This is a genomic window from Orenia metallireducens, assembly GCF_003001995.1.
In the GTDB taxonomy this organism is placed as follows: Bacteria; Bacillota; Halanaerobiia; order Halobacteroidales; family Halobacteroidaceae; genus Orenia; species Orenia metallireducens_B.
This window is the reverse complement of record NZ_PVNB01000005.1, coordinates 35,849-58,652: the sequence shown is the minus strand read 5'-3', so window position 1 is coordinate 58,652 and position 22,804 is coordinate 35,849. Positions and strand designations below refer to the sequence as shown.

Here is a 22,804-nt window from a genome sequence, read left to right as displayed (position 1 = left end):
GTATTAGGTAGATAGATAGTTAGATTAAAGCTAACTACCTCCTACCAGTCTAAAAAAGACTCTTCGTGTAAACCACCCTAAACTACCTAACTACCAAAGAAAAAAGTGTTGCATTATCTATCTGTTTTATCATTTTTAATAAAGGTATTAGTATAGTTTTATCGTATTTTATTAATAGTAATTATTATTGATATAATTCAAGTAAGACGGGAGGGGACTAGGTTGATACAGCAGAGTAGATTTAAAGATTTGAATAATAATTCAGTTCAAAAAGGGGATTATATTCTGTATTGGATGCAGGCTTCGCAACGGACTGAATATAACCATGCTTTGGAGTTTGCAATAGATAAAGCCAATGAACTTAAACAACCATTGCTAGTCTTTTTTGGTCTAACCGATAACTTTCCTGAAGCAAATCTCCGCCATTATTATTTTATGCTAGAAGGGCTACAAGAGGTGGCAGAGAACTTAGTTAAACGGCAAATTAAGTTTATTCTCAGAAAGGAGAGCCCAGAGTTAGGAGTACAGAAATTAGCTCAAGATGCATCATTGGTGATAGTAGATAAGGGTTATCTGAGAATAGAGAGAAGGTGGAGGCAGATAGTAGCAGAGAATATTAATTGCCCTTTGATAGAGGTAGAGAGTAATATAATTATACCTGTTGAAGAAGCTTCAAATAAGGAAGAGTATGCAGCTTATACTATTAGAAAGAAGATACATCGTCAGTTAGATAAGTACTTAGTTCCTTTAGAAACAAGGAGTGTAGATATCTCTTCTTTAGATTTTGACTTAGAGCCTTTGGATATCAACGAGATAGATAGGATTATTGAAAGTTTAGATATTGATGATAGTGTTGGCAGAGTAGAAGAATTTAAAGGTGGAACTACCGAAGCAATTAAGTATTTTGAAGATTTTGTGGAGAATAAGTTGGACAAGTATGGGGAGCTACGAAATGACCCTACTTTAGACTATACCTCTAATTTGAGCTTTTATCTCCATTTTGGACAGATCTCTCCACTTTATCTAGCTCTAGAGGTGGATGAAATACTTAGTCCAGGCAAGGAAGAGTTTTTAGAGGAGTTGATTGTGAGAAGAGAATTAAGTATCAATTTTGTCTATTATAATCAAAAGTATGATGCTTCCTTGAAGGATACCTTATCCGATTGGGCTTATCAGACTTTAGATGAGCACAAGGATGATCTGCGAGAAGATATTTATACTAGAGAGGAGTTTGAGCAGGGATTGACTCATGATATTTATTGGAATGCTGCTCAGCTGGAGATGGTCTTGACAGGTAAGATGCAAGGTTATATGAGGATGTATTGGGGTAAGAAGATTTTAGAATGGGCTCAAAGTCCAGAAGAGGCTTTTCAGATAGCTCTTTATCTTAATAATAAGTATAGTCTTGATGGTAGAGATCCCAATGCTTTTGCAGGGGTAGCTTGGTGTTTTGGAAAGCATGATCGGGCTTGGACTGAACGGGAGATCTTTGGTAAGGTCAGATATATGAATGCCAATGGTTTAAAGCGGAAGTTTAAGATTGATAAATATATAGATAAGATTAATCAATTATGTCAAGTTAAAGGCGTAGATGTGAAATTAGCATAACTTATTTTACAAGTTGATTTTAAGTTTATGAAGTGATGGTTAATGGGCATATTGCGACAATTTTACTTTTTAAAAAGTAGACAAAACTTTAGGTTCTGCCTAAGGGCGGGTTACGTTTTCAGCCCAAGACTACTTCCTACGGGACGTCCTTGATGAAAAAGTAACCAAACCTACAGGTTCATAGAACCTTCCGTGGCTCTACAGGGAATATAGAGAAATTCCCTTTCGCACAAGACCAGTAAAACCAGCCCAATCAAGAAGAAAATATACCTACGAGTCCACAGACCAAGACTCTTCGTGGCAGAGCCCACTCACTCAGCAATCAGAGTACTAATTATTATCGTTAATAATATTCTTTATTTAAAATTTAATTAAGCTCTAAATTTAAGTTCAATTTTTGCTTCGCTCAAACATAAATTTTCTTCGGTTTTAAAGATCTTAACTGTCAACTATAAACTGAAGTAAAAGTGTCGCTTTATTCTTCTATTATATTAATAATATTATTACCACAGCAGATTACAATAACTTTATGTTAGTGGGAGTAATTATGGAGTTTGTAAAGCCGATTATAGTTATCAGTAGATGTTTAGAGTTTGCTAAGTGCCGTTATAATGGGGTAATGATCAGTGATGACCTTGTTAAGAAGCTCAAGGACTATGTAGAGTTTATTCCAGTCTGCCCTGAAGTGGAGATAGGTTTAGGTGTTCCAAGAGAGACAATTAGGCTTGTTAAAGAGGATGACGAGATTAGATTAGTCCAGCCAGCTACTAAAAGGGATGTAACTGATGAGATTAATCGATTTAGCCAAGAATTTTTAGATTCCTTAGAGCAGGTAGATGGCTTTTTGTTAAAAGATCGCTTATCCTGAAGAGTTGATAGAGATTAAAGATTCAGGGAAGGGAAGAGATTATTAGTAAAATATCAGAGATTCAAATTTTTTATAATAAGTAGGCGATTAGAATAATAAAAGTATTCTAACGCCTTAGATATTTACTTTGGAATTAAATCATTAGCTGTTAATTTAATTGATCTAGTTGACAATATCGATAATATTTGCTAGACTGTTAATGTTAGTGAATAATAACACATAATAAAGGAGCATATACAGTGCCAAATAAAGATACATATGAAGTGATTTTGGAAGTAGCTATAAATCTTTTTTCTAAAAAAGGATATAACTCTGTTACTATTAAGGAAATAGCTAATGAAGCTCAAGTAAGTGAGATGACAGTCTTTAGACACTTTAATAACAAGTTAAATTTATTCAATAAATCTTTTGCTGAATATGTATATATTCCTAAATTCAAAGAATTTTTTGAGAATGATTTAACTTATAATTTAAAAGACGATCTGTTAAAGATCAGTCAGCTATATCAGGAAACTATGGAAAATAATAAGAAGATAATCTTGATGGAATTAAAAAATGATGAATTGATTACTAATCCGCAGTCTCCTTTAGATACCTTTCCTCTTAAGTTAAAGGAGAAGTTAGTTAACTATTTTTTAACGATGCAGAAAAAAGGGCTAATTAAGCAGGAAAGAGATTTAGAAGCTTTAACAATTAATTTTCTGTCAACTAATTTTGGCTTATTCTTTAATATCAATTGTTTACCTGAGATGTTAAAAGAAGTTAGTCTTGAGGACTGTATTAAAGATTATATTGATTCACTAATTGAATCATAAAGGTTTTATTTCAAATGATATGTTAGTTATCAATAACTAACATAAATGCTAAATGATTAAGCATTAAAGCTAATCTCCTTTAGTTAATACTTCACTCAAAAAATTAATTAAATATTTTATAAAACAGAAAGGGTGATTAATAAAAGTCTAGTATCTTTGATAATTAATTATAAATTTATTTTAGACAAAATGTTAGTTGTTACTAACTAACATAAATTAAAGCTAAGCTTATAATCATAATCTTAAAAAAGTAATGGCTATAGGTAGTAATAAAACATAAAGCTATTATGAATGATGTTATGGTTAAATAAATTAATATTATATAAGGAGAGATTAAAAATGAAAATTTTAGGTATTTCAGCTGGAAGAAAAAATCAAAAAAATGATGCTATGTGTAAAGAAGCCTTAATGGGTGCACAAGAAGTGGGGGCAGATATTGAATTTATTCGCCTACTTGATTTAGATATTGAACACTGTACTGGGTGTATTGCCTGTGTTAATGCACTTATGTCAGGTAGAGGAAATATGTGTGCTTTAAAAGATGATTTTGATTGGCTTTTAGATAAGATGTTAGATGCTGATGGTGTGATCTTTGCAAATCCTATCTTTGAGAAGGGTGTGCCTGGAATCTTTCAGACAATCACGGACCGTTTTGGACCTAGAATGGACAGGGGAAATAATGTAATAGCTACTAAAATCGCCAAAGAAAACGGAGGTAAGATTCCAGATCCAAGGATTTTAAAAGACAAGGTAGTTTCTTATATGGGCTTTGGTGGTTCTGACTGGGTAACAAGGATGCAATGTGATTCAGCAATGCAGGCGTTAACTCCAGCTTGGAAGGTGATTGATAACGATATCTTCCCTTGGTCTACTGATGCTGTTATGAATGATGATACAGTTGCTAGAGCACATCAAATAGGGGTAAATCTTGCTAAAGCTGCTCAAGATATCGAAAATGCTGCTTATCTAGGTGAAGAGGGTATCTGCCCACACTGTCATAGTAGAAACTTCTTCTTAGACAATCAATCAACAGAAGCAATCTGCTGTTTATGTGGTATTAAAGGAGATATTAAGGTTGTAGATGGTAAGGTTAAATTTGACTTTCCTGAAGAGCAGTTAGAACATGCCCATGATACTTTATCTGGTAAATTTGAACATGCAGGAGATATCGATGAAACTGTAAAAACATTTAAGAAAATGCTAATGTCTGATGAATATAAGCGACGTATGAGTAATTATAAAAAATTTATTTCAGCAACTATGCCAGAGAAATAAGAGATTAAATAAGGATTGATTCTTTAAAGGAGAGTAAAATTGTGAAAGAAAGAACTAAAAATACATTAACACTAGCCTTAGGGATTGCTTTGTTACCACCAATTTGGGCAGTTTTATCTCCATATATTGGAGTTGCAACAGGTGCTGTAGCATTAATCTGTGCTGGAATTTATGTAGCAAATGGGAATAAGCTTGAGGATGCTATGAAGATAACAATTGGCTTTTTATGTGGAGATATCTGGTCAGTATTAGCACTGAAGATAATGAAAATATTAGAGTGGAACCAGAATTTAGAGCTCTTTTTTACACTTTTTATCCTAGGTGGAATGGCTGTTCTTATCGCAAAACCGATGAGAAAGTATGTATTTTTACCAGCTTGGTTATGTGGATGGGCTATCGGTCTAACTATTCTAACCCCAATAGGATTAGAAAAGATGGGCTCAATGCCAATTCAAGTTGGGATTTCTATGATTGTTGGAGTTTGGTATGTGGGTGTAGGTGTTGATAAGTTTCAAAGATTTGTCTTGAAATTATTTGCTTAAGATTTATTTTAAATCCAATGTTAGTTAGTAACAACAAACAAAGCAAAGGGTGATCAAAAATAATTTAGGAGGAATGAAGTTATGAGTAAAGCGATGGATAGATATAAAAATGTATTTTCTCCAATTACAATTAAGGGTGTTGAATTTAAGAATAGAATTCAGTCAGCACCGATGGTACCGTGTTTAGCAACTCCAGAAGGTTGGGTAACCAAAGAATTAATTGAATTTTATCGACCGATTGCTAAAGGTGGAGCAGCTAGTGTAACTATAGGAGATTCTGCAATCAACTGGCAACATGCTATGGACCATGAAGGTCAATTAAATTTAGGTCATGATAATGTCAAGATGGGGCTAGATGAGTTAGCAGATGAGATTCAAAGATATGGAGCAAATATCTCGATTGAATTAAATCATGGTGGTCGTTTTTCAAATTCTATGGTTTTGGCTGAAAAAGGACTTAAGCCAGTAAGTTCAACTCCTCTTCCTGCTGAGATTGATGAATACTTTGCAAAATTAAAGGGAGAAACTCCTGGAGAAGTTGAAGAGATGAGTAGAGAGTTAATTTATAAGACTATTCAAGATTATGCTGATGCTGCTGCTAGATGTAAAGATAGTGGCTTTAAAATGATTATGATTCATGGAGCTCATGGAATGTTGCCTGCTCAATTTCTTTCTTCTTATGTGAATAGAAGAACTGATAGATATGGAGGAAGCTTTGAAAATAGAGCTAGATTCTGTATTGAGATGCTTGATGCTGTTAGAGAAAAAGTAGGAGAGAACTTTATTATTGAATATCGAATAAGTGCTGATGAACTTGTTGAAGGTGGAATGAAAGTTGAAGAAGTAATCGAATTTGTCAAGCTGATAGAGGATAAGATAGATATCCTTCATGTTTCTGCTGGAATGCTAGCAAATCCATTTGTAATTCAATATATGATTCAACCTAATTATATACCTTACAAATATAATGTTCATTTTGCAGAAAAGATCAAAAAAGCAGTTGGAGATAGTGTAAAGGTAGCCACTGTTGGTTCAATTATGAACTTAGAGAATGCAGAAGAGATATTAGCTAGAGGGCTAGTTGATTTTGTAGCGATGGCTAGACCATTTGTATCAGATCCAGAGTTTATGAGAAAATCAGCTCATGGCAAGGAAGAGGATATCAGACCATGTCTGCGTTGTAATACTTGCTGTGGACGTGCAGCCTTCTTTAAAAAGACACGCTGTGCAGTAAATCCTATCAATGGTCGTGAAACATATTATCCTGAAGGAGTTCTTAAAGCTGATGAGCAGAAAAAAGTAGTAATTGTCGGAGGAGGTCCAGCCGGAATGCAAGCTGCTTTAACAGCAGTTGAGCGTGGACATGAGGTCGTTCTTTTTGAGAAATCAGATAAGCTTGGTGGTACTTTACACCATGCAACAGACCTTGAATTTAAAGAAGATTTGAGTAACTTCTTAAACTGGATAGTTAGACAAACCCAAAAATGTGGAGCTGAGATTAAATTAAATACTGAAGCTACTGCTGAAGTAATTGCTAAAGAGAATCCAGATGCATTAATTTTAGCTGTTGGAGCAGAGCCATTTATTCCAAATATTTCTGGTATAGATAATGATAACGTACACTGGGTTGGAGATATAGATTCTGGTAAAGTAGAAGCTGGAGAGAAGGTTATAGTAATCGGTGGTGGACTAACAGGTGCAGAGTCTGCTTTAAATCTTGCTAAGCAAGGAAAAGATGTAACTATTGTTGATATGTGTGGTCCTGAGGATCTATTTAGAGGGGCAGCTTTGATTAATAAATTTTCATTACAATCTCTACTTGAAGAAAATAATGTAGAAATTGTAACCAACACTAATGTAGAAGAGATAACTACTACTGGTATTAAAACAATCAATTCTAACTTCCGCAAGAATGAATATGAAGCAGATACAGTTGTATTAGCAGTAGGGATGAAGCCTCGTAAGCAGACAATAAATGAATTAAGAAATCTAGTACCTCCAACTGAAGTATTTGTTATTGGTGATGGAAAAGAGATTGGTGATGTATATACTGCAGTTCATAGTGGTTTTGATACAGCAGTTGAAATTTAATCTAATTAATTGAGAGATTTTTGGATTATTTTTAGCAACGAATTAGCACGAATCATAAATCGTAAAATATTTATATTTTTATTTGCGATGATTCGTGTTTAGTCGTTGCTAATTTTCTAATTATTAATAGATTTTAAAGTTGGGTTAGAGTGTATGATCTTAAGTAATAAGAAATAGAGGGAGAATTAGTTGATGAATATATTAAGTAATGTTAAAAAGCTACCAGGAGGACTTATGCTAGTGCCGATGGTAATCGGGGCTGTGATTCACACATTTATACCTGACATAGTGGAGATAGGAAATCCTATGACAGCTATCTTCTCTAAGCAAGGTACTATGACTGTTGTTGGAATTATATTAATTTTTGCTGGTATTGATACAAATTTCAAGAGCATAAGAAAGTGTGTCAAAAAGAGTGGTTTTTTAATTGTATTAAAATTAGTACTAAATATAGTTTGTTCTTTATTTATAATCAGAGTTTTAGGTGAAGGTGGAATTTATGGAATCTCTTCTTTGGCTTTAGTTGCTTGTATCTGTAGTTGTAATGCTGGGTTATATCTTGCTCTGATGAAGCAATATGGTGATGAAGGGGATTTAGCAGGGTTTGCTTTACTGAATGTAACAGGACTTCCTTTTATACCAGTTGCTGTTTTAGGCTATGCAGGTGGAAATGGTATAGATTTAAATTCTATAGCCGCTACCATTCTTCCATTTATTATTGGGATTATTCTAGGAAGTATCGACCAAGAAATAAAGAAATTTACTCGACCTGGAATGGAGATTATGTTGCCCTTTTTAGGATTTTGCCTAGGGTCATCTATAGACTTGAAAATAGCCTTTCAGTCTGTTGGTACAGGAATTATTTTATTTATTATCTTTACCTTATTAAATAATTTACCGTTAGTATTAGTTGAAAAACTACTTTTAAAGAGTAGTGGATATGTATCAATGGGAATTTCATCAGTGGCAGGATTGGCTTTGACAGTTCCAGCCTTATTGCTTCAGTCAGATAGTTCTTATGCAGTCTATATGGAGAGAGCCTTATCCCAAATTGCCATGGCTGTGGTCTTAAGTGCAGTAATAACACCGGTTTTGGTGAAATGGAGATGGAAGAACAAGTTTATTAGGAGGTAAAAAGATGAAGGGAATATTTTTAGATGGAAGTATAAAAGGATTAGATTATTATACTCAGACTCACAGTGGTGTGATAGATGAGCAGGGGTGTTATGAATATGAGCAGGGAGAAGAGATTACTTTTTCTATTGGAGATCTAGTTATTGGTTCTTGTCAGGCTAAAGCTTATATTACCCCAGTAGATTTTGTAGTAGAGGCTGATTGTAGGGAAGCTTCAGTCAGTCATTATCAAGTAGTTAATACTGCTAGATTGCTGATTGGGCTAAAGACTATTACTGAGCAAGATAAAGCAATAATTGAGGAGTATCAGTATACTTGGAATCCAGTAATGGAGCCACAGAAATATGAAGAGGCTACAGCAGAGATGATGGATAAGCTCGGGAAGAGGTTAGCTAGAATTGAAACTGCTAAGAATCTTGTCAGAAGAAGTGCAGCAGGAATTTTAAAGGAGACTGATGTCAGAATTCCTACACGAGATGGTAATTATGTTCTAGCTGATGTCTATCGACCATTACAGGGAGGAGAGTATCCTGTTGTAATGTGTATGGGTGTTTTTGGAAAATCTTTTATCAATGGTTTTCCAATAAAAGATGGAGATGAAGAATATTTTGAGATGCTAGAAGACAAATTTTATGATGATTATTCGAGCACTGAGACTAAGAAGCTGCTACAAGGTGCATTTTTCCGCAGAATGGCATCATGCTTTGGTTCTGCATTACCTATCCCTAATTTAAATCCTGAGGATGAGGTTGTGCATCCAGATGGCCCACCACCTTGTTTGGTGCCAATTTCAGAAGCCTTTGAACAACCTTGTGCTTTAGATTGGGTTCCTTATGGATATGTAGTTATTAATATAGAAGAACGGGGGATGGGGCAAAACCCACTAAGTGAAGATGAATTATTTAAGCAGTTTGGACGAAAGAATGCAGAGGATTATTGTGATGCTATCGAATGGGCAGCAGATATGCCTTGGTCATCAGGCAAGATTGGACTGTTTGGAGCTTCATATTATGCAATGACCCAGTATTTAGCAGCTCAAAGAAGACCCAAAGGATTGACAGCTATGATTCCGATTATGGGAGATTATGACTCTTACCGTGATTATATTTATAGTGGTGGTGGACTCTTTAATCGTGCAGATAATATGGATCCTTGTACAACTCCCCAGGAATATGATTTTATGAAAAAGGCATTGGATGAACCTTTCTGGAATGAAGAGACCTATGGAGTAGAAGGCGAATATATGTCTAGTTGTGATATATCAAAGATTGATTATCCTATTTGGTCGGCTGTAGAACCCGATGCCAGTTTACATGGAAAAGGAAGTTCTGAAGCCTATATCAATTGTTCATCTGAAAACAAGAAATTATTAGTTGTCAATGGCTGTGGAATTCATTATTGGATGTATAATGAATTCTATCTGAATAAATATAGATCATTTTTTGATTATTGGTTAAAAGGTGAGGATAATGATATTATGGATGAGCCTCCAGTCTCAATTCAAATGCGAACTGGTAATGGTGGATACTACTGGAGATATGAAGAGGACTGGCCTGTTCCAGGGACAGAATATAAGAAATTTTATTTAGATGCAAAAAAGATGTCTTTAAGTGAGAGTAAACCAGAGGCTGATGGAAAGGTTAGCTATAATGCTGATGTCTATCATTCGATAAATGAAAGAGTGGAAGGTGCAACTTTTATTAGTGAACCTCTAAAAGAAGATCTGGAAGTTGCAGGCTATATTAAAGCTGGACTTTATGTCTCTTCAACTACTAATGATATGGAAATTCATATCAAAGTTCGTATTTTTGATGAAAATGATCGTGAAGTAATCTATCCTGCCAGAACTAGTATGGAACGAGAATTGCCTTTAGGATTTGGTGCTATGCTGGCATCCCATCGTGAATTAGATCAAGAACGTTCTAGAGACTATTTGCCAGTTTATAAGCATACTAAAGAGGCATATCAACCCTTAGTTCCTGAAGAAATGGTTAGTTGTGAAGTAGGAACTTTCCCCACTACAGGAGTTATTAGAGCTGGATGGAAGATCTGTTTAGAGATTGATCCAGTAGATAATCGGTGGGTAAATTATAATGAAGAGAGTTATCGAAAAGGGTCAGAGAATACAATTTATACAGGTGAAATAGCGTTATCATATCTGCAATTGCCAGTCTTACCTCTAGTAAAACAAGGTAAGTAAATATACTTATTATAATAAGTATATTTATCGAGTTTTTAGAGAGATTATGACAATGATATTACTTTAATTTAATATTGTAAAAAAGATAGACAGTATAGGGCTATTTAGCCCTATACTGTCTATCTTTACTTAATGTTCTTGTGTTTATTTAAGGTACTTATTGAAAAAGTCAATTATATTCTTCATTACTTCAGGTTGATTCCAGTAAACCCCGCCATGATCAGCACCTTTGACAAGATATCGGATAGATTCAATACCTTTTTCTACTAATGCTTGATGTAAAATTTGAGTTTGACTAGGAGATACCATCCTATCCTGATCTCCATGCATCAATAGAAAAGGAGGAGTCTGCTTAGAGATATAGCTAATTGGATTTGCAGCTTCAGCCTTTTCTTTATTGGCTAAAATTCCACCATCTTGACCTCCAAAGACAGGGCTACCATTGACCAATAGAGCTTCAGTTGCTCCAGCTGATTTATGTGCTTGCTGTACTTGCTGAGAATAATCATCTCCAATCTTTGTTAAATCAGATAATCCATACAGATCAACAACGGCTTGGATATCACTACTTTGCTCTAAATTATCACCTTGATCAAATTGCTTCATTCCATTAGTAGTACCAGTTATTGCAGCTAGATATCCACCTGCTGAATCTCCCATTACTCCAATTTTATTAGGATCTATATTAAACTGCTCAGCATGGGCTTTAAGGTAACGGATTGCTGCTTTGACATCTTCTAAAGGTTGAGGAAAAGTAACAGTGGGAGCAACCCGATATTCAATGCTGGCAACAACATAATCAGCTTTGGCAAGCTTCATTCTCTGTTGAATATAGCTATCTTTATTGGCAGAAATAAAACCTCCACCAGGAATGTAAATAATCGCTGGCATTTTTTTATCCTTTTCTGGTTTTAAGATATCCATTTTCATAGCAACATTATTATAGCCAGCCATAGGTACTTGTTCATAAACAACATCTGAAATTAACTGAATTAAAGGCTCTTTTAATTGAACATTGAGATTCTGGCTTGTTAGATTATTATTCTGAGCCAAAACATCACCTCCAAAATTTGAGATTAATAAGTAAGCTAATATTATTGTTAAAACAATCATTCTATTTAGGTACATTAAACCACACCCTCTTAATTATTAGTTTACTTAATTGAGTTTTTAAATTAGATATGGTTAGCTACTTCAAAAGCATCCCAGATACCATACATAATATTTGATACCTTTTTAGCATCACCTAATAGGTAGATTTCTGGGATATCAAATTTTAGCTCTTGGTACAAAGAATCTTCTGATTGATAACCAATAGCTAAAATCACACTATCACAAGCAAGTTCTTTCTCATTTTGATCTACCTTAATTTTAAGCTGATTATTTTTATAGCCAGTGGCTGTTGCATTAGTAATTACTTCAATATTATGATAAGGAATCAATTCCTCTAGCATCTCACTATTGGCATGGCATAAAGGACCATTGTTTTGAAGTAAATTATCCATTGCCTCTACAATGGTAACGTCCTTGCCTTGTTGAGCTAACCAGAGTGCTGTTTCACAGCCAACCAATCCTCCACCGATAATAACTGTTTTATCTCCACAGTCTTTTTCTTTATTTAATACTTCAGTAGCGGTCAAGACCTGCTGATCATTACCTAAGGGGAGCACTTTAGGTGTTGAGCCTGTAGCGATAATAACTACATCATAGTTAGCAGCTAAGATTGAATCTTTGGTAGCTGTAGTATTATATTTCACCTCAACCTCTAATTTTTCTAATTGATGGGTATACCAATTAGCTAATGCAATATCATCTTCTTTAAAGTCAGGAGCACCACCAGGGATTAAGTTACCACCTAATCTATCATTTTTTTCTAGCAACTCTACTTGATGACCTCTTAAAGCTGAGACTCTAGCAGCTTCACAACCAGCCACTCCGCCACCTATAACCAAGACTTTCTTTTGCTTTAGAATTGGATTATAGGCTGTCACTCGTTCACGGCAAGCTTGAGGATTGACTGCACAGTTTAAGATTGAATATTCTTGAATCCGACCCATACAGCCTTCTTGGCAAGAGATGCATGGACGAATATCCTCTACCTCGCCACGACGAAGTTTATTAACATAATCAGGGTCAGCCAGTAAGGGACGACCTAAACTAACGATATCACAGGTGCCATCAGCAATTGCTTCTGTTGCCATCTGGGGATTATCCATTCTTCCTGCACAGATAATTGGAACATCTACATTTTCCTTCATCAGTTTAGCATAAGGTCTATATAATCCCTTTTCTTGATACATTGGGGGATGGCTCCACCACCAAGAGTCATAAGAGCCTACATCAACATCTAAAGCATCATAGCCATAGGAGACTAAGAGTTGAGCTGCTTTAATCCCTTCATCTAAATCCCGTCCTTGTTCTTCAAACTCTTCACCTGGCAAGGCCCCATCACGTAAACCTTTAATAAAGCTTTTAGGACTATAGCGTAGAGTAACTGGGAAATCTTCTCCACAGCGTTCTTTAATCTCCTCTACAATTTCTCTCGCAAAACGGAGTCTATTCTCTAAAGAACCACCGTACTCATCATTACGATGATTGAACAAAGAAATAGCAAATTGGTCAATTAAATACCCTTCATGGACAGCATGAATCTGAACTCCATCAAAGCCAGCCCGTTTAGCATTATAAGCTCCTTCACCAAATTTTTTGACGATAGTCTGAATCTCCTCAACTGTCAATTCACGACAGGTCTTATCAAGCCATCTATGCTGAATTGGTGATGGTGCTACTGGAGGGTATTCTCCTAAATTGGTGGGGATAGTCACTCGACCAAAGCCACCAGACATTTGTAAAAAGACCTTGGACTGATAAGCATGAATTCTTTCAGTCATTTCTTTGGCTGTTCTGATAAAGTGAACAGGATTATGGGTTGGACAAGGAACACTAGGCATTCCATGCTCTTCTATCTCATTATCTACAAAGGTAACCCCTGTAATAATTAGACCTGTGCCTCCTTTAGCTCGCTGAGTATAATAATCAATTCCTCGTTGGTTAAATCCACCTTCTGCATCACCCAATCCTAAAGGTCCCATTGGTGCAAGGGCAAAGCGGTTTTTAAGCTCCAAAGAACCAATTTTGGTTGGTGTAAATAAATTCTTATAGTCTATCATTTGTTCTCCTTTCTTCTTCATATTTTTTCAATTATTACTATTTTAATACCTTATAATAAATATATCACGCAAAAGAAATCATGTAAATATTGACATGATTGTGCTTTTAATTTTTCTAGTTAATGATATAATAGATTAAGAAAGTTTAATACATTAGGAGGTATAATCAGATGAGAACTTTAAAATATGCAATTTTGGGCTTAATTAATCGTAGACCAAGTACAGGTTATGATATTACTAAGGAGTTTAAGGCTGAATTAGGAAACTTTTGGAGAGCAAGGCATAGTCAGATTTATCCAGAATTAAAGAGATTAGTCGATGAAGGTTTAATAGAATATGAAACTGTAATTGCAGGAGAAGCCTTAGAAAAGAAGGTCTATTCGCTTAAGGATAAAGGTAGAGAGGAGCTATTAGAATGGTTAAATAAGGATGAGAAGATGGTTCCAACTGCTAAAGATAAGTTTAGATTACGAATGTATTTCTCAAGTAATATAGAGCAAGAGCATTTGGTTGAATTACTAGAGAGTCAATTAGAGCAAAGAAGGGAGAAACTGGCTACTTTAAAGAAAAAAATAGATGGATATAGTGAAGTTCCTCAGTTTGGAAGTCAAGAATTTGGTGATTATCTAGTGTTAGAGAGTGCAATTTTGCGTGAAGCGGCTTATGTAGAGTGGTTAGAGCGTTCTATCAAACGCTGTAGCCAGTAGCAGTTAATTAGAGGTAAAAATAAATTTATTATTTAGTCTATAATTTAAAAGTTTGAATTAAATTAATTCTTTAAAGAGATAATGAATAAATATCTATCTTTATCACAAATTAAGTTGTAATAATATTAAAAGATTTTTAGGGAGAGATATTAACGCATGATAAAGAAGTTTATTTTTCTGCTTGTTATTGTACTAATTATAGTCTTTTTTATTTATCAGAATAATAATTCAACTCAAGATTTAAGTAATAAGCAAGAGGGGAATATCTTTAATCCCCAAGAGGTCAATATCGGTGATGAGGTTGCTGATCTTAAAATAGAATCATTATCTCTGCATCAAATTGAAAACACTAATAGATACTCAGCGACTGTTCAATTTTCAGGAGAAGTAATAGTTGAAGGAAGATATATAAATTATGAAGATGATGAATTTCTAGGGGATGCAGTTGCTTTTGAGGTAAATGCTCAAACAGAAAACAGACTCCCCAAATTAGAGTTTGATGAACGAAGAACGTGGTTTATCTTTGATAATCAGGAGATGGCTAAAGGTATCTTTGGGAAAAGAGCCCCTGATGGCTATGCCAAAGTAGCTATAAAGGACTATATAATTCGCTATGCTCCAACGGAGACTTTTAATGGAGCTAAGCTAGTCGAAGTAGTGGATATAGCAGATTAAAGCTAGAAGTACATAACTATGATAATGATAATCATTTATAATTTTATCCAATCATTGACATAAGTATACCGGATTGGTATAATTTAATTGTCAGTAAGTTGCTCTATGATTAAGAAATGAGGTAATTAAATGAGACTAAGTCAGGCAGCAGATTATGCCTTACGTGCTGTATTATATTTAGCAAGGCAAGGAGAAGGAACTATAGTAGATGCACAGACTATCTGTGAAGATGAGAAGATTCCAAAAAGATTTCTCTTAAAGATCTTTAGGGAGTTGGCTCAAACTAGGATTATTGAATCTTATCGTGGCAAAAATGGTGGCTATGCTTTAGCATTAGACCCAGCTAAGATAACCTTAAGAGATGTAATAGAGGCAGTAGATGGACCGATTGTAGTCAATCGTTGCTTGATCGATCCTGCTGAGTGTAATAAGATAAATGGTAGTTCATGTAGAACATGCAAAATTCATGGAGCTTTATTTGATGTCCAACAGACAATTGTTAGCAAGTTAGATGAGTATAGCTTTGCAGATTTATTGAAGAGCTAATAGTTTAGGCTATTGGCTAAATATTCTGTTTAAAAGTATACCGAAAAGGTATATTTGAAATTCGGATTTTATTTTTAACTAAAAGTATACAAAAACAGTATAGTTATAAGGGGGATTTATAGTGGTTAAAGAAAGATGTACTTCTGCTGATTGTAGGTTATGTGACTTTTTGGATAGTAAGCCAGATTTGGAGACTTCATTCAATCGTGAACCTAAGCAATCTGTGAAATGTGGTTTTGGAAAGAAGGGTGTTTGTTGTCGTCTCTGCTCTAATGGACCTTGTCGTATTACTCCTAAATCACCAAGAGGAGTCTGTGGTGCCGATGCTGATACGATTGTATCTCGCAATTTCCTAAGAAATGTAGCTGCAGGAGCAGCCTGTTATCTTCATGTAGTTGAGAATACAGCTAATAATTTAAGAGAAGCAGGTCTAGGTAATTATGCTACAGAGTTAAAGGGGTTAGAGATGTTAGATGAATTGGCTGAGCTTTTTGAAGTTGAGGCTGAAGATGTAAATGATAAAGCAGTTCAAGTAGCCGAGAAGGTATTGGCTGATCTATATAAGCCTCGTTATCAGAAGATGGAGTTAGTAGAGAAACTGGCTTATGAACCAAGGCTTAAGAAGTGGAAAGAGCTAGATATTATGCCAGGGGGAGCTAAATCAGAAGTTTTTGATGCCCTTGTGAAGACTAGCACTAACCTATCTAGTGATCCAGTGGATATGTTAATGCATGTGCTTAACTTAGGAATCTCTACAGGATTGTATGGACTACATATGACTAATTTGCTTAATGATGTAATGTTAGGGGAGCCAGAAATAACTCAAGATAAGGTTGGGTTCAAGGTTGTAGATGAAGATTATATCAATATTGTAATAACAGGTCATCAGCATACAATGATTGCCCATTTACAGGATGCTTTAGTGACAAAAGAAGCTACTAAGCTGGCTCAAGAGGCTGGAGCAAAAGGATTTAAGATAGTTGGTTCAACCTGTGTAGGTCAAGATTTGCAACTACGTGGGGCACATTACAAGGATGTCTTTGCAGGTCATGCTGGTAATAACTATACTAGTGAGGCTTTAGTAGCTACTGGTGGTATTGACTTGATAGTATCAGAATTTAACTGTACTATTCCAGGTTTAGAGTTAGTAGCTCAAGAGTATGATGTCAAGATGATTGCAATTGATGATGTGGCTAAGAAAGCTAGTGCGGAGATGATTAAGTTTGATCCAGCTAAAGCACCTGAAATTACTGATAAGCTGATTAAAGCAGCAGTAGAGAGCTATCAGAATCGCCGTAGCCAGGTTGAGATTGATATTCCAAAGGATCATGGTTATGATGATGTAGTAACTGGTGTTAGTGAGAAGTCATTACGTAAGTTCTTAGGAGGAAATTACAAAGCATTAATTGATTTAATTGCTAGTGGTAAGATCAAAGGTGTAGCTGCTGTAGTAGGATGTTCTAACTTGACAGCCAAAGGACATGATGTCTTCTCAGTAGGATTGACTAAGGAGCTAATCAAGCGTGATATCTTAGTCTTATCAGCTGGTTGTACAACAGGAGGCTTAGAGAATTGTGGATTGGTCTCTCCTAGTGCTGCTAGTTTAGCAGGAGATAATTTAAGAGAGGTCTGTGAAGAGTTAGGCATACCTCCTGTATTGAACTTTGGACCTTGTTTATCAATTGGTCGGGTAGAGCAGGTTGCTGTGGAGTTAGCTAAAGCATTGGATGTTGATTTACCACAACTTCCAGCAGTATTATCAGCTCCTCAATGGTTAGAGGAGCAGGCCTTAGCTGATGGTGCCTTTGGATTGGCACTAGGATTACCATTACACTTAGCTTTACCTCCATTTGTCACAGGAAGTGAGATTATAGTCGATACTCTAACTAAGAGCTTACCTGAAATTACTGGAGGTCAGTTGATTATAGACACTGAAATTGAGAGTAGTGCTGATAAGTTAGAAGAGATTATTTTAGATAGAAGAACTAATCTAGGATTGGAAAATGAAGATGAGTGTCAACGTCCAGCTTAGTTTTAAGAGTAAGACCTGTGATAAATCACAGGTCTTATTAAAAAAGTCTGAATTTTCACTAAGTTAAAGGAGGGACTTTATAATCTTATGAAGAGAATATATATTGATCGTGATCTATGTGAAGCCTGTAAAGGCTGTGTGTTAGCTTGTATGGCTAAAAGTAATAATACTGATATTGATAGTCTAAATTTATCAGATACTACTAATCAAAGTGCTAATTTAGTTAAACAGAGTAATCAGGGGGAACTATCTCCACTTTTCTGTCGCCATTGTGATGATCCAGAATGTGTTGAAGCCTGTATGTCTGGTGCTTTAACTAAGGATAAAGAGAGTGGAATTGTCTCCTTAGATCAGGATAGATGTGCTGGTTGTTGGATGTGTGTAATGAGCTGTTCCTATGGAATGATTAAGAAGGATACTCAAACTAATGTGGCTTTTAAGTGTGATTTATGTAAGGATAAGGAAGAAACAGCCTGTGTTGAAAACTGTCCTATGGGAGCAATAGAATTAATTGAAGTAGGGGAGGGAAGAGTATGAAATATGTAATTGTAGGTGCTAGTGCAGCAGGAATTAGTGCTGCTAAGAAGCTAAGGGAGTTGGATGATGATAGTGAGATAACTATCATCTCTAAGGATACTAAGGTCTACTCTCGCTGTATGCTCCATTATCTAATTGGTGGGCAGAGAGATGTAGAGCAATTAGACTTTACCCCAAAGTACTTTTTTACAGAGAATAAGATTAATTGGCTTAAAGGAAAGTCTGTTACTTCTGTTCTACCTAAGCAAAAATTACTTCTCTTAGAAGATGGAGAAAATGTTGCTTATGATAAGTTATTATTAGCTACAGGAGCAAGCTCCTTTTTCCCACCTATTAACAATTTAGATGAAACTGAAGGTATTTATGGTTTAAGGAATTTAGATGATGCTCTAGAGATTAAAGAGAAAGCAGAAGAGATCCAACAAGCGATAGTTATTGGGGCAGGACTGGTAGGAGTAGATGCAGCGATAGGATTGGCTGAGCTAGGAGTTAAAGTAACTATTGTTGAGATGGCAGATAGAATCTTACCATTACAGTTAGATGCTAAAGCAGCTTCTAGATACCAAACTAGGTTTGAAGAGAAGGGAATTGAGATAGTTATTGGTGCTAGGGCTAAGAAGGTCTTGGTTGATGATAATAATTCTGTTGTAGGGTTGGAGTTGGCCGATGATAGGATAATAGCTGGAGAGTTAATTGTAGTAGCTACAGGTATTAGACCTAATATAGATTTAATCAAAGAAACAGATATAGAAGTAGATCAAGGAATAGTAGTGAATAAGCATCAGCAGACTAATCTAGAGGATATTTATGCAGCTGGTGATGTAGCTCAATCTCAGGAGTTATTTAGTAATGAGTTAACTTTAACTCCGATTTGGCCTTTAGCTACTAAGCAAGGAGAGGTAGCTGCTTCTAATATGGCAGGTATTAGTACCAAGCTTAGTGATAATTTTGCTTATCAAAATTCAATGAGATTTTTAGGTTTATCAACTATTACTTATGGTTTAATTGAGGTTGAAGATGATAGCTATCAGATTTTGTTTATAGAGGATAAGGATAATTATCAAAAGTTGATTCTAGAAGGTAATAAATTAAAGGGAGCAATCTTCCAAGGAGAGATTGATGGTTCTGGTGTTTATGGCAGGTTGATTAAAGATAGAATAGACCTAAATGATAGATTAGATAATCTCTTCAATCTAAGCTATGCTGACTTCTTTAAAGAGAATAAGGATGGAGTTTTTAGTTATTGAGTTTAGACCTCGAAGCTTTCGAGGTCTTTTTTTACTTGTATTGGATAATAGTAACATAGTTTGAATAAACTAAGGATATCTCAAATTATAAGATAGTTAATTATCAGAAAGAAACAGAAAGTTAGTCTGTATTTCTCCTTTATTTAACTAGATTATTTAAATTGATTGCTAGGAGAGGTTCTTGGATGAAAGAAAAGATTAGTTCAGAGCAAATTTTTTGCTTAGTAATAGCAATTATTATACCAACAATTATTCTATGGGTTCCTGCAGTTGAAGTTGGTCTTGCCCAAGAGACAGCATGGATTACTGTTATAGTTGCTGGAATTGTAGGGTTAGTGTTACAATATATTATATTAAAATTAGGCTGTGGTTTTTCCAATAAAAGTATAGTTGAAGATGTTAAAGATATCTTTGGACCATTATTAGGAAGAATAATAATTTTTCCTTATCTCTCTATGATAATTTATGATACCACTACCTTATTAAATCAGCTTATTGAGTTTATTGAATTTTTTATGCCTCGAAGCTTTATTATCGGTATTTGGATAGGAATTACATTATTAATTGTCTATTTTGTCTATGCTGGGATAGAGAATATAGCACGAGTTGCTTTATTAACATCATCATTATTGATTATGGTGATTTTAATTGTTATGTTATTAAACTATCCAAACTATGAAGATAGATTAAAATCTATACTTATAGATTTTAATCAGATATTTAAAGGTAGTATTTATGCTTTTAGTTGGTTTATATTACCCTCCATCGTTTTATTATTTCTTAAACCTTTCTTTAAGGATAATAATAAAGCGATTAAATCAAGTCTATTAGGGAGTCTATTCAGTCAATTATTGATCACTATTTTAATTGTTATCTGTATTTTGGTTTTTGATATTAATTTACTTTCTATATTAAGTTATCCTTTTTATAGTCTAGGCACATTAATTATAGAGGGCTTAGGTGTTATTATTTTTGTAGCTTGGATTTCTGGAAATATCGTAAAAATTTCATTATATTATTTTATTAGTATCAAAAGTATAGCTGAATGGTTTGAATTAAATAGATGGAAGAAAATAATTATTCCCTTTTCTATTATGATATTAGCGATATCTATCTTTAAAAGTCAAGTCCCTATAATTAAATTTCTTAATACTAATTATTATGTAGTAGGATATTTAGTGATTCAAATTCCTATTTTATTAATAATAAGTATAGGTTATTTGCTATCAAGTAAAAATTAGTCCAAGACCTCTGATAACCCTGTTATTTTTCTCATAATCCCCCTCTTTATTTTTCTACCTAGCTAAACTATATAGATTGAATTAATGATTTTCATAAAAGATATAAATCAAAACCTTTTTCTGACGCAAACTAAAATCTGATTAAATTCTGACTTAAAACTTTTAATAATTTTATTTTTTTATATTTTAGTTTTCTTTTAGTCTGTGTAAATCTGCGTCTAATAGATTTTTTGATTTTAAATTCTTATAATCTTTTTAATCTCTAAATTTATTATGAAAAAATTAAATTCTTCATATATATAGATTAACTTAATATTTTACATTGAAATTAAATTAAATTTTTGATTATTTTACTTTGAAGAGTTATTATATTAATAAAGGAGGAGGTTGCGGATGTCAGTTGCTATTGAAATTCAAAATATTAATAAGAAGTATGGAGATTTAGAAGCATTAAAAGATATCAATTTAACGATTAATCGAGGGGAATTTTTTGGCTTATTAGGACCTAATGGAGCTGGAAAGAGTACCTTGATTGGAATTTTGGGAGGTTTAGTTAATAAGGATTTTGGGAGAATTACTGTTTTAGGCAAGGATATTATCTCTAATTATAGAGAAACTAAGAAGTCTTTAGGAATTGTTCCTCAAGAGGTTACTTTTGACCCTTATTTTAATGTCAGAGAGACCCTTGAGATTCAATCTGGCTACTTTGGAATCAAGAATAATGATGAGAAGATTAATGAACTTCTAAAGGCGTTAGATCTGACTGATAAAGCGGAGATAGGACCACGCCAATTATCTGGTGGGATGAAAAGAAGGCTATTAATTGCTAAAGCCTTAGTCCATAACCCAGAGATAATCGTCTTAGATGAGCCCACAGCAGGGGTAGATGTAGAGTTGAGAAATAGTTTGTGGGATTATGTTATTAAGTTAAATAGTCAGGGAAAGACGATTATTCTAACTACTCATTACTTAGAAGAGGCAGAGACCTTATGTGATCGGATTGCAATTATGAATAAAGGTGAGATAGTAAAAATTGATACTAAAGAAAACTTAATCAATTCTATTGACAAAAAGGTGGTTAGTGTTAAATTTGCTGACTCAGTTATTGGACTGGCTGAAAAATTAGAAGGAACAAGCTGTAAAATAGATGAAGAGGAGAATCGAATTGAGATAGAGGCAAGCAAGAATGATTTAAATGATCTGCTCAAATTTATTAATAATTTAGACTTACATATTGTTGATATGAATATTGAGAGTGCAAAACTAGAAGATGTCTTTATCAAATTGACTAATTTAGGAGGTGATAGAGATGAATAGTATTACCTTTTATAGTCTTGTTAAAAGAGAGGTATCTAGGTTTTCTAAGGTTGCTATTCAGACTATCTTTGCTCCTTTAATCTCAACTGGATTATATTTGATTATCTTTTCTTACTCTTTTAAGAGCAGAGAAGTTGTGGGATATGGAATCCCTTATATTAGTTTTATCGTTCCTGGCTTGATTATGATGAGCTTGATTCAAAATTCCTTTGCCAACACATCATCATCCTTGATTGGGGCGAAGTATAATGGCAATATTGTTGACTTCTTATTAGCTCCTTTCTCCTATATTGAACTTACTTTAGGTTTTATGATCGGTGGAATTGTCAGAGGTATGCTAGTAGGAAGTGTAATCTATTTGGTGTCTATCCTATTTTATGGAGGAGAGATTGTCCACCCTTTATTGGCACTCTTGTTTGCTTTTTTAGTCTCTTCTATATTTTCCTTGTTAGGAATTATTGCAGGCTTATGGGCTGAGAAGTTTGACCATGTCTCAATCTTCTCGAATTTCTTTATCACACCCTTAACCTTTTTAAGTGGAGTATTCTATTCTGTCAAAGGGCTACCTGGTATTTGGAGTAAGGTTTCCTTATTCAATCCAGTCTTCTATATGGTAGATGCTACTAGATATGCCTTTATAGGTCAGTCTGATGTCAATCCTAGCTTCTCATTGGTGATAATTGGGGGACTAGCTGTAGGATTATTGCTATTAGTTACTTATCTATTCAAAATCGGCTATAAGGTTAAAAGTTAAAGTGAATCAATAAGATAGCTGATAAAATTATCAGCTATCTTTATT

The 22,804-nt window shown here is 34.4% G+C and carries 19 protein-coding genes; 17 read left to right on the top strand and 2 right to left on the bottom strand.

Annotated features, from left to right (window positions below; genetic code table 11):
* The first annotated feature begins 222 nt into the window (after positions 1–222).
* The 8 genes from BX659_RS04905 to BX659_RS04870 all read left to right on the top strand — a co-directional run bounded on the left by BX659_RS04905 (position 223) and on the right by BX659_RS04870 (position 10,533).
* Complete coding sequence (locus BX659_RS04905; protein WP_097016706.1) at positions 223–1,608, top strand: deoxyribodipyrimidine photo-lyase; 1,386 nt, start codon at positions 223–225, stop codon at positions 1,606–1,608.
* 547 nt (positions 1,609–2,155) lie between these two features.
* On the top strand, positions 2,156–2,476 hold the full coding sequence (locus tag BX659_RS04900; protein ID WP_097016705.1) for a DUF523 domain-containing protein: 321 nt from the start codon (positions 2,156–2,158) through the stop codon (positions 2,474–2,476).
* A 239-nt stretch (positions 2,477–2,715) separates the two neighbouring features.
* Positions 2,716–3,291, top strand: a complete 576-nt coding sequence (locus BX659_RS04895) for a TetR/AcrR family transcriptional regulator (protein WP_172431818.1) — start codon at positions 2,716–2,718, stop codon at positions 3,289–3,291.
* Positions 3,292–3,630: 339 nt separating this feature from the next.
* Positions 3,631–4,566 (top strand): NAD(P)H-dependent oxidoreductase, encoded by a 936-nt coding sequence (locus BX659_RS04890; protein WP_097016703.1) that lies wholly within the window; start codon positions 3,631–3,633, stop codon positions 4,564–4,566.
* A gap of 41 nt (positions 4,567–4,607) precedes the next feature.
* Positions 4,608–5,108, top strand: coding sequence for a DUF1097 domain-containing protein (locus tag BX659_RS04885; protein WP_097016702.1), 501 nt, complete (start codon positions 4,608–4,610; stop codon positions 5,106–5,108).
* An 81-nt stretch (positions 5,109–5,189) separates the two neighbouring features.
* Positions 5,190–7,199, top strand: coding sequence for an FAD-dependent oxidoreductase (locus BX659_RS04880; RefSeq protein ID WP_097016701.1), 2,010 nt, complete (start codon positions 5,190–5,192; stop codon positions 7,197–7,199).
* A 192-nt stretch (positions 7,200–7,391) separates the two neighbouring features.
* Positions 7,392–8,333 carry a 2-keto-3-deoxygluconate permease gene (locus BX659_RS04875; protein WP_097016700.1) on the top strand — a complete coding sequence of 314 codons (942 nt, stop codon included), beginning with the start codon at positions 7,392–7,394 and terminating at the stop codon, positions 8,331–8,333.
* Positions 8,334–8,337: 4 nt separating this feature from the next.
* Positions 8,338–10,533, top strand: a complete 2,196-nt coding sequence (locus BX659_RS04870; RefSeq protein WP_097016699.1) for a CocE/NonD family hydrolase — start codon at positions 8,338–8,340, stop codon at positions 10,531–10,533.
* A gap of 144 nt (positions 10,534–10,677) precedes the next feature.
* Here the strand turns inward: BX659_RS04870 and BX659_RS04865 are convergent, their stop codons facing one another.
* Positions 10,678–11,646, bottom strand: a complete 969-nt coding sequence (locus tag BX659_RS04865; RefSeq protein ID WP_097016841.1) for an alpha/beta hydrolase — start codon at positions 11,644–11,646, stop codon at positions 10,678–10,680.
* A gap of 62 nt (positions 11,647–11,708) precedes the next feature.
* The gene (locus BX659_RS04860; RefSeq protein ID WP_097016698.1) at positions 11,709–13,703 is read right to left on the bottom strand and encodes an oxidoreductase; all 1,995 of its coding nucleotides are present in this window, start codon (positions 13,701–13,703) and stop codon (positions 11,709–11,711) included.
* A gap of 170 nt (positions 13,704–13,873) precedes the next feature.
* On the opposite strand from BX659_RS04860, the gene BX659_RS04855 reads away from it, so the two are divergent.
* The 9 genes from BX659_RS04855 (at position 13,874) to BX659_RS04815 (ending at position 22,759) form a co-directional block, all read left to right on the top strand.
* Positions 13,874–14,410 (top strand): PadR family transcriptional regulator, encoded by a 537-nt coding sequence (locus BX659_RS04855; protein WP_097016697.1) that lies wholly within the window; start codon positions 13,874–13,876, stop codon positions 14,408–14,410.
* Positions 14,411–14,566: 156 nt separating this feature from the next.
* Positions 14,567–15,085: a hypothetical protein gene (locus tag BX659_RS04850; RefSeq protein ID WP_097016696.1), complete on the top strand. Its 519-nt coding sequence runs from the start codon at positions 14,567–14,569 to the stop codon at positions 15,083–15,085.
* A 129-nt stretch (positions 15,086–15,214) separates the two neighbouring features.
* Entirely contained in the window at positions 15,215–15,631 is a 417-nt protein-coding gene (locus tag BX659_RS04845; protein ID WP_097016695.1) for an RrF2 family transcriptional regulator, read from the top strand.
* Positions 15,632–15,752: 121 nt separating this feature from the next.
* Entirely contained in the window at positions 15,753–17,663 is a 1,911-nt protein-coding gene (gene cooS / locus BX659_RS04840; RefSeq protein WP_097016694.1) for an anaerobic carbon-monoxide dehydrogenase catalytic subunit, read from the top strand.
* A gap of 87 nt (positions 17,664–17,750) precedes the next feature.
* Positions 17,751–18,200 carry a 4Fe-4S dicluster domain-containing protein gene (locus BX659_RS04835; RefSeq protein ID WP_097016693.1) on the top strand — a complete coding sequence of 150 codons (450 nt, stop codon included), beginning with the start codon at positions 17,751–17,753 and terminating at the stop codon, positions 18,198–18,200.
* Complete coding sequence (locus BX659_RS04830) at positions 18,197–19,447, top strand: NAD(P)/FAD-dependent oxidoreductase (RefSeq protein ID WP_097016692.1); 1,251 nt, start codon at positions 18,197–18,199, stop codon at positions 19,445–19,447. Before BX659_RS04835 ends, BX659_RS04830 begins: the two co-directional genes overlap by 4 nt.
* 185 nt (positions 19,448–19,632) lie before the next feature.
* A complete protein-coding gene (locus tag BX659_RS04825; RefSeq protein ID WP_097016691.1) occupies positions 19,633–20,688 on the top strand; it encodes a GerAB/ArcD/ProY family transporter in 1,056 nt (351 codons plus the stop codon).
* Positions 20,689–21,081: 393 nt separating this feature from the next.
* Positions 21,082–22,005: an ABC transporter ATP-binding protein gene (locus BX659_RS04820; protein WP_097016690.1), complete on the top strand. Its 924-nt coding sequence runs from the start codon at positions 21,082–21,084 to the stop codon at positions 22,003–22,005.
* The gene (locus BX659_RS04815; protein ID WP_097016689.1) at positions 21,998–22,759 is read left to right on the top strand and encodes an ABC transporter permease; all 762 of its coding nucleotides are present in this window, start codon (positions 21,998–22,000) and stop codon (positions 22,757–22,759) included. Before BX659_RS04820 ends, BX659_RS04815 begins: the two co-directional genes overlap by 8 nt.
* The last annotated feature ends 45 nt before the right edge of the window (positions 22,760–22,804 follow it).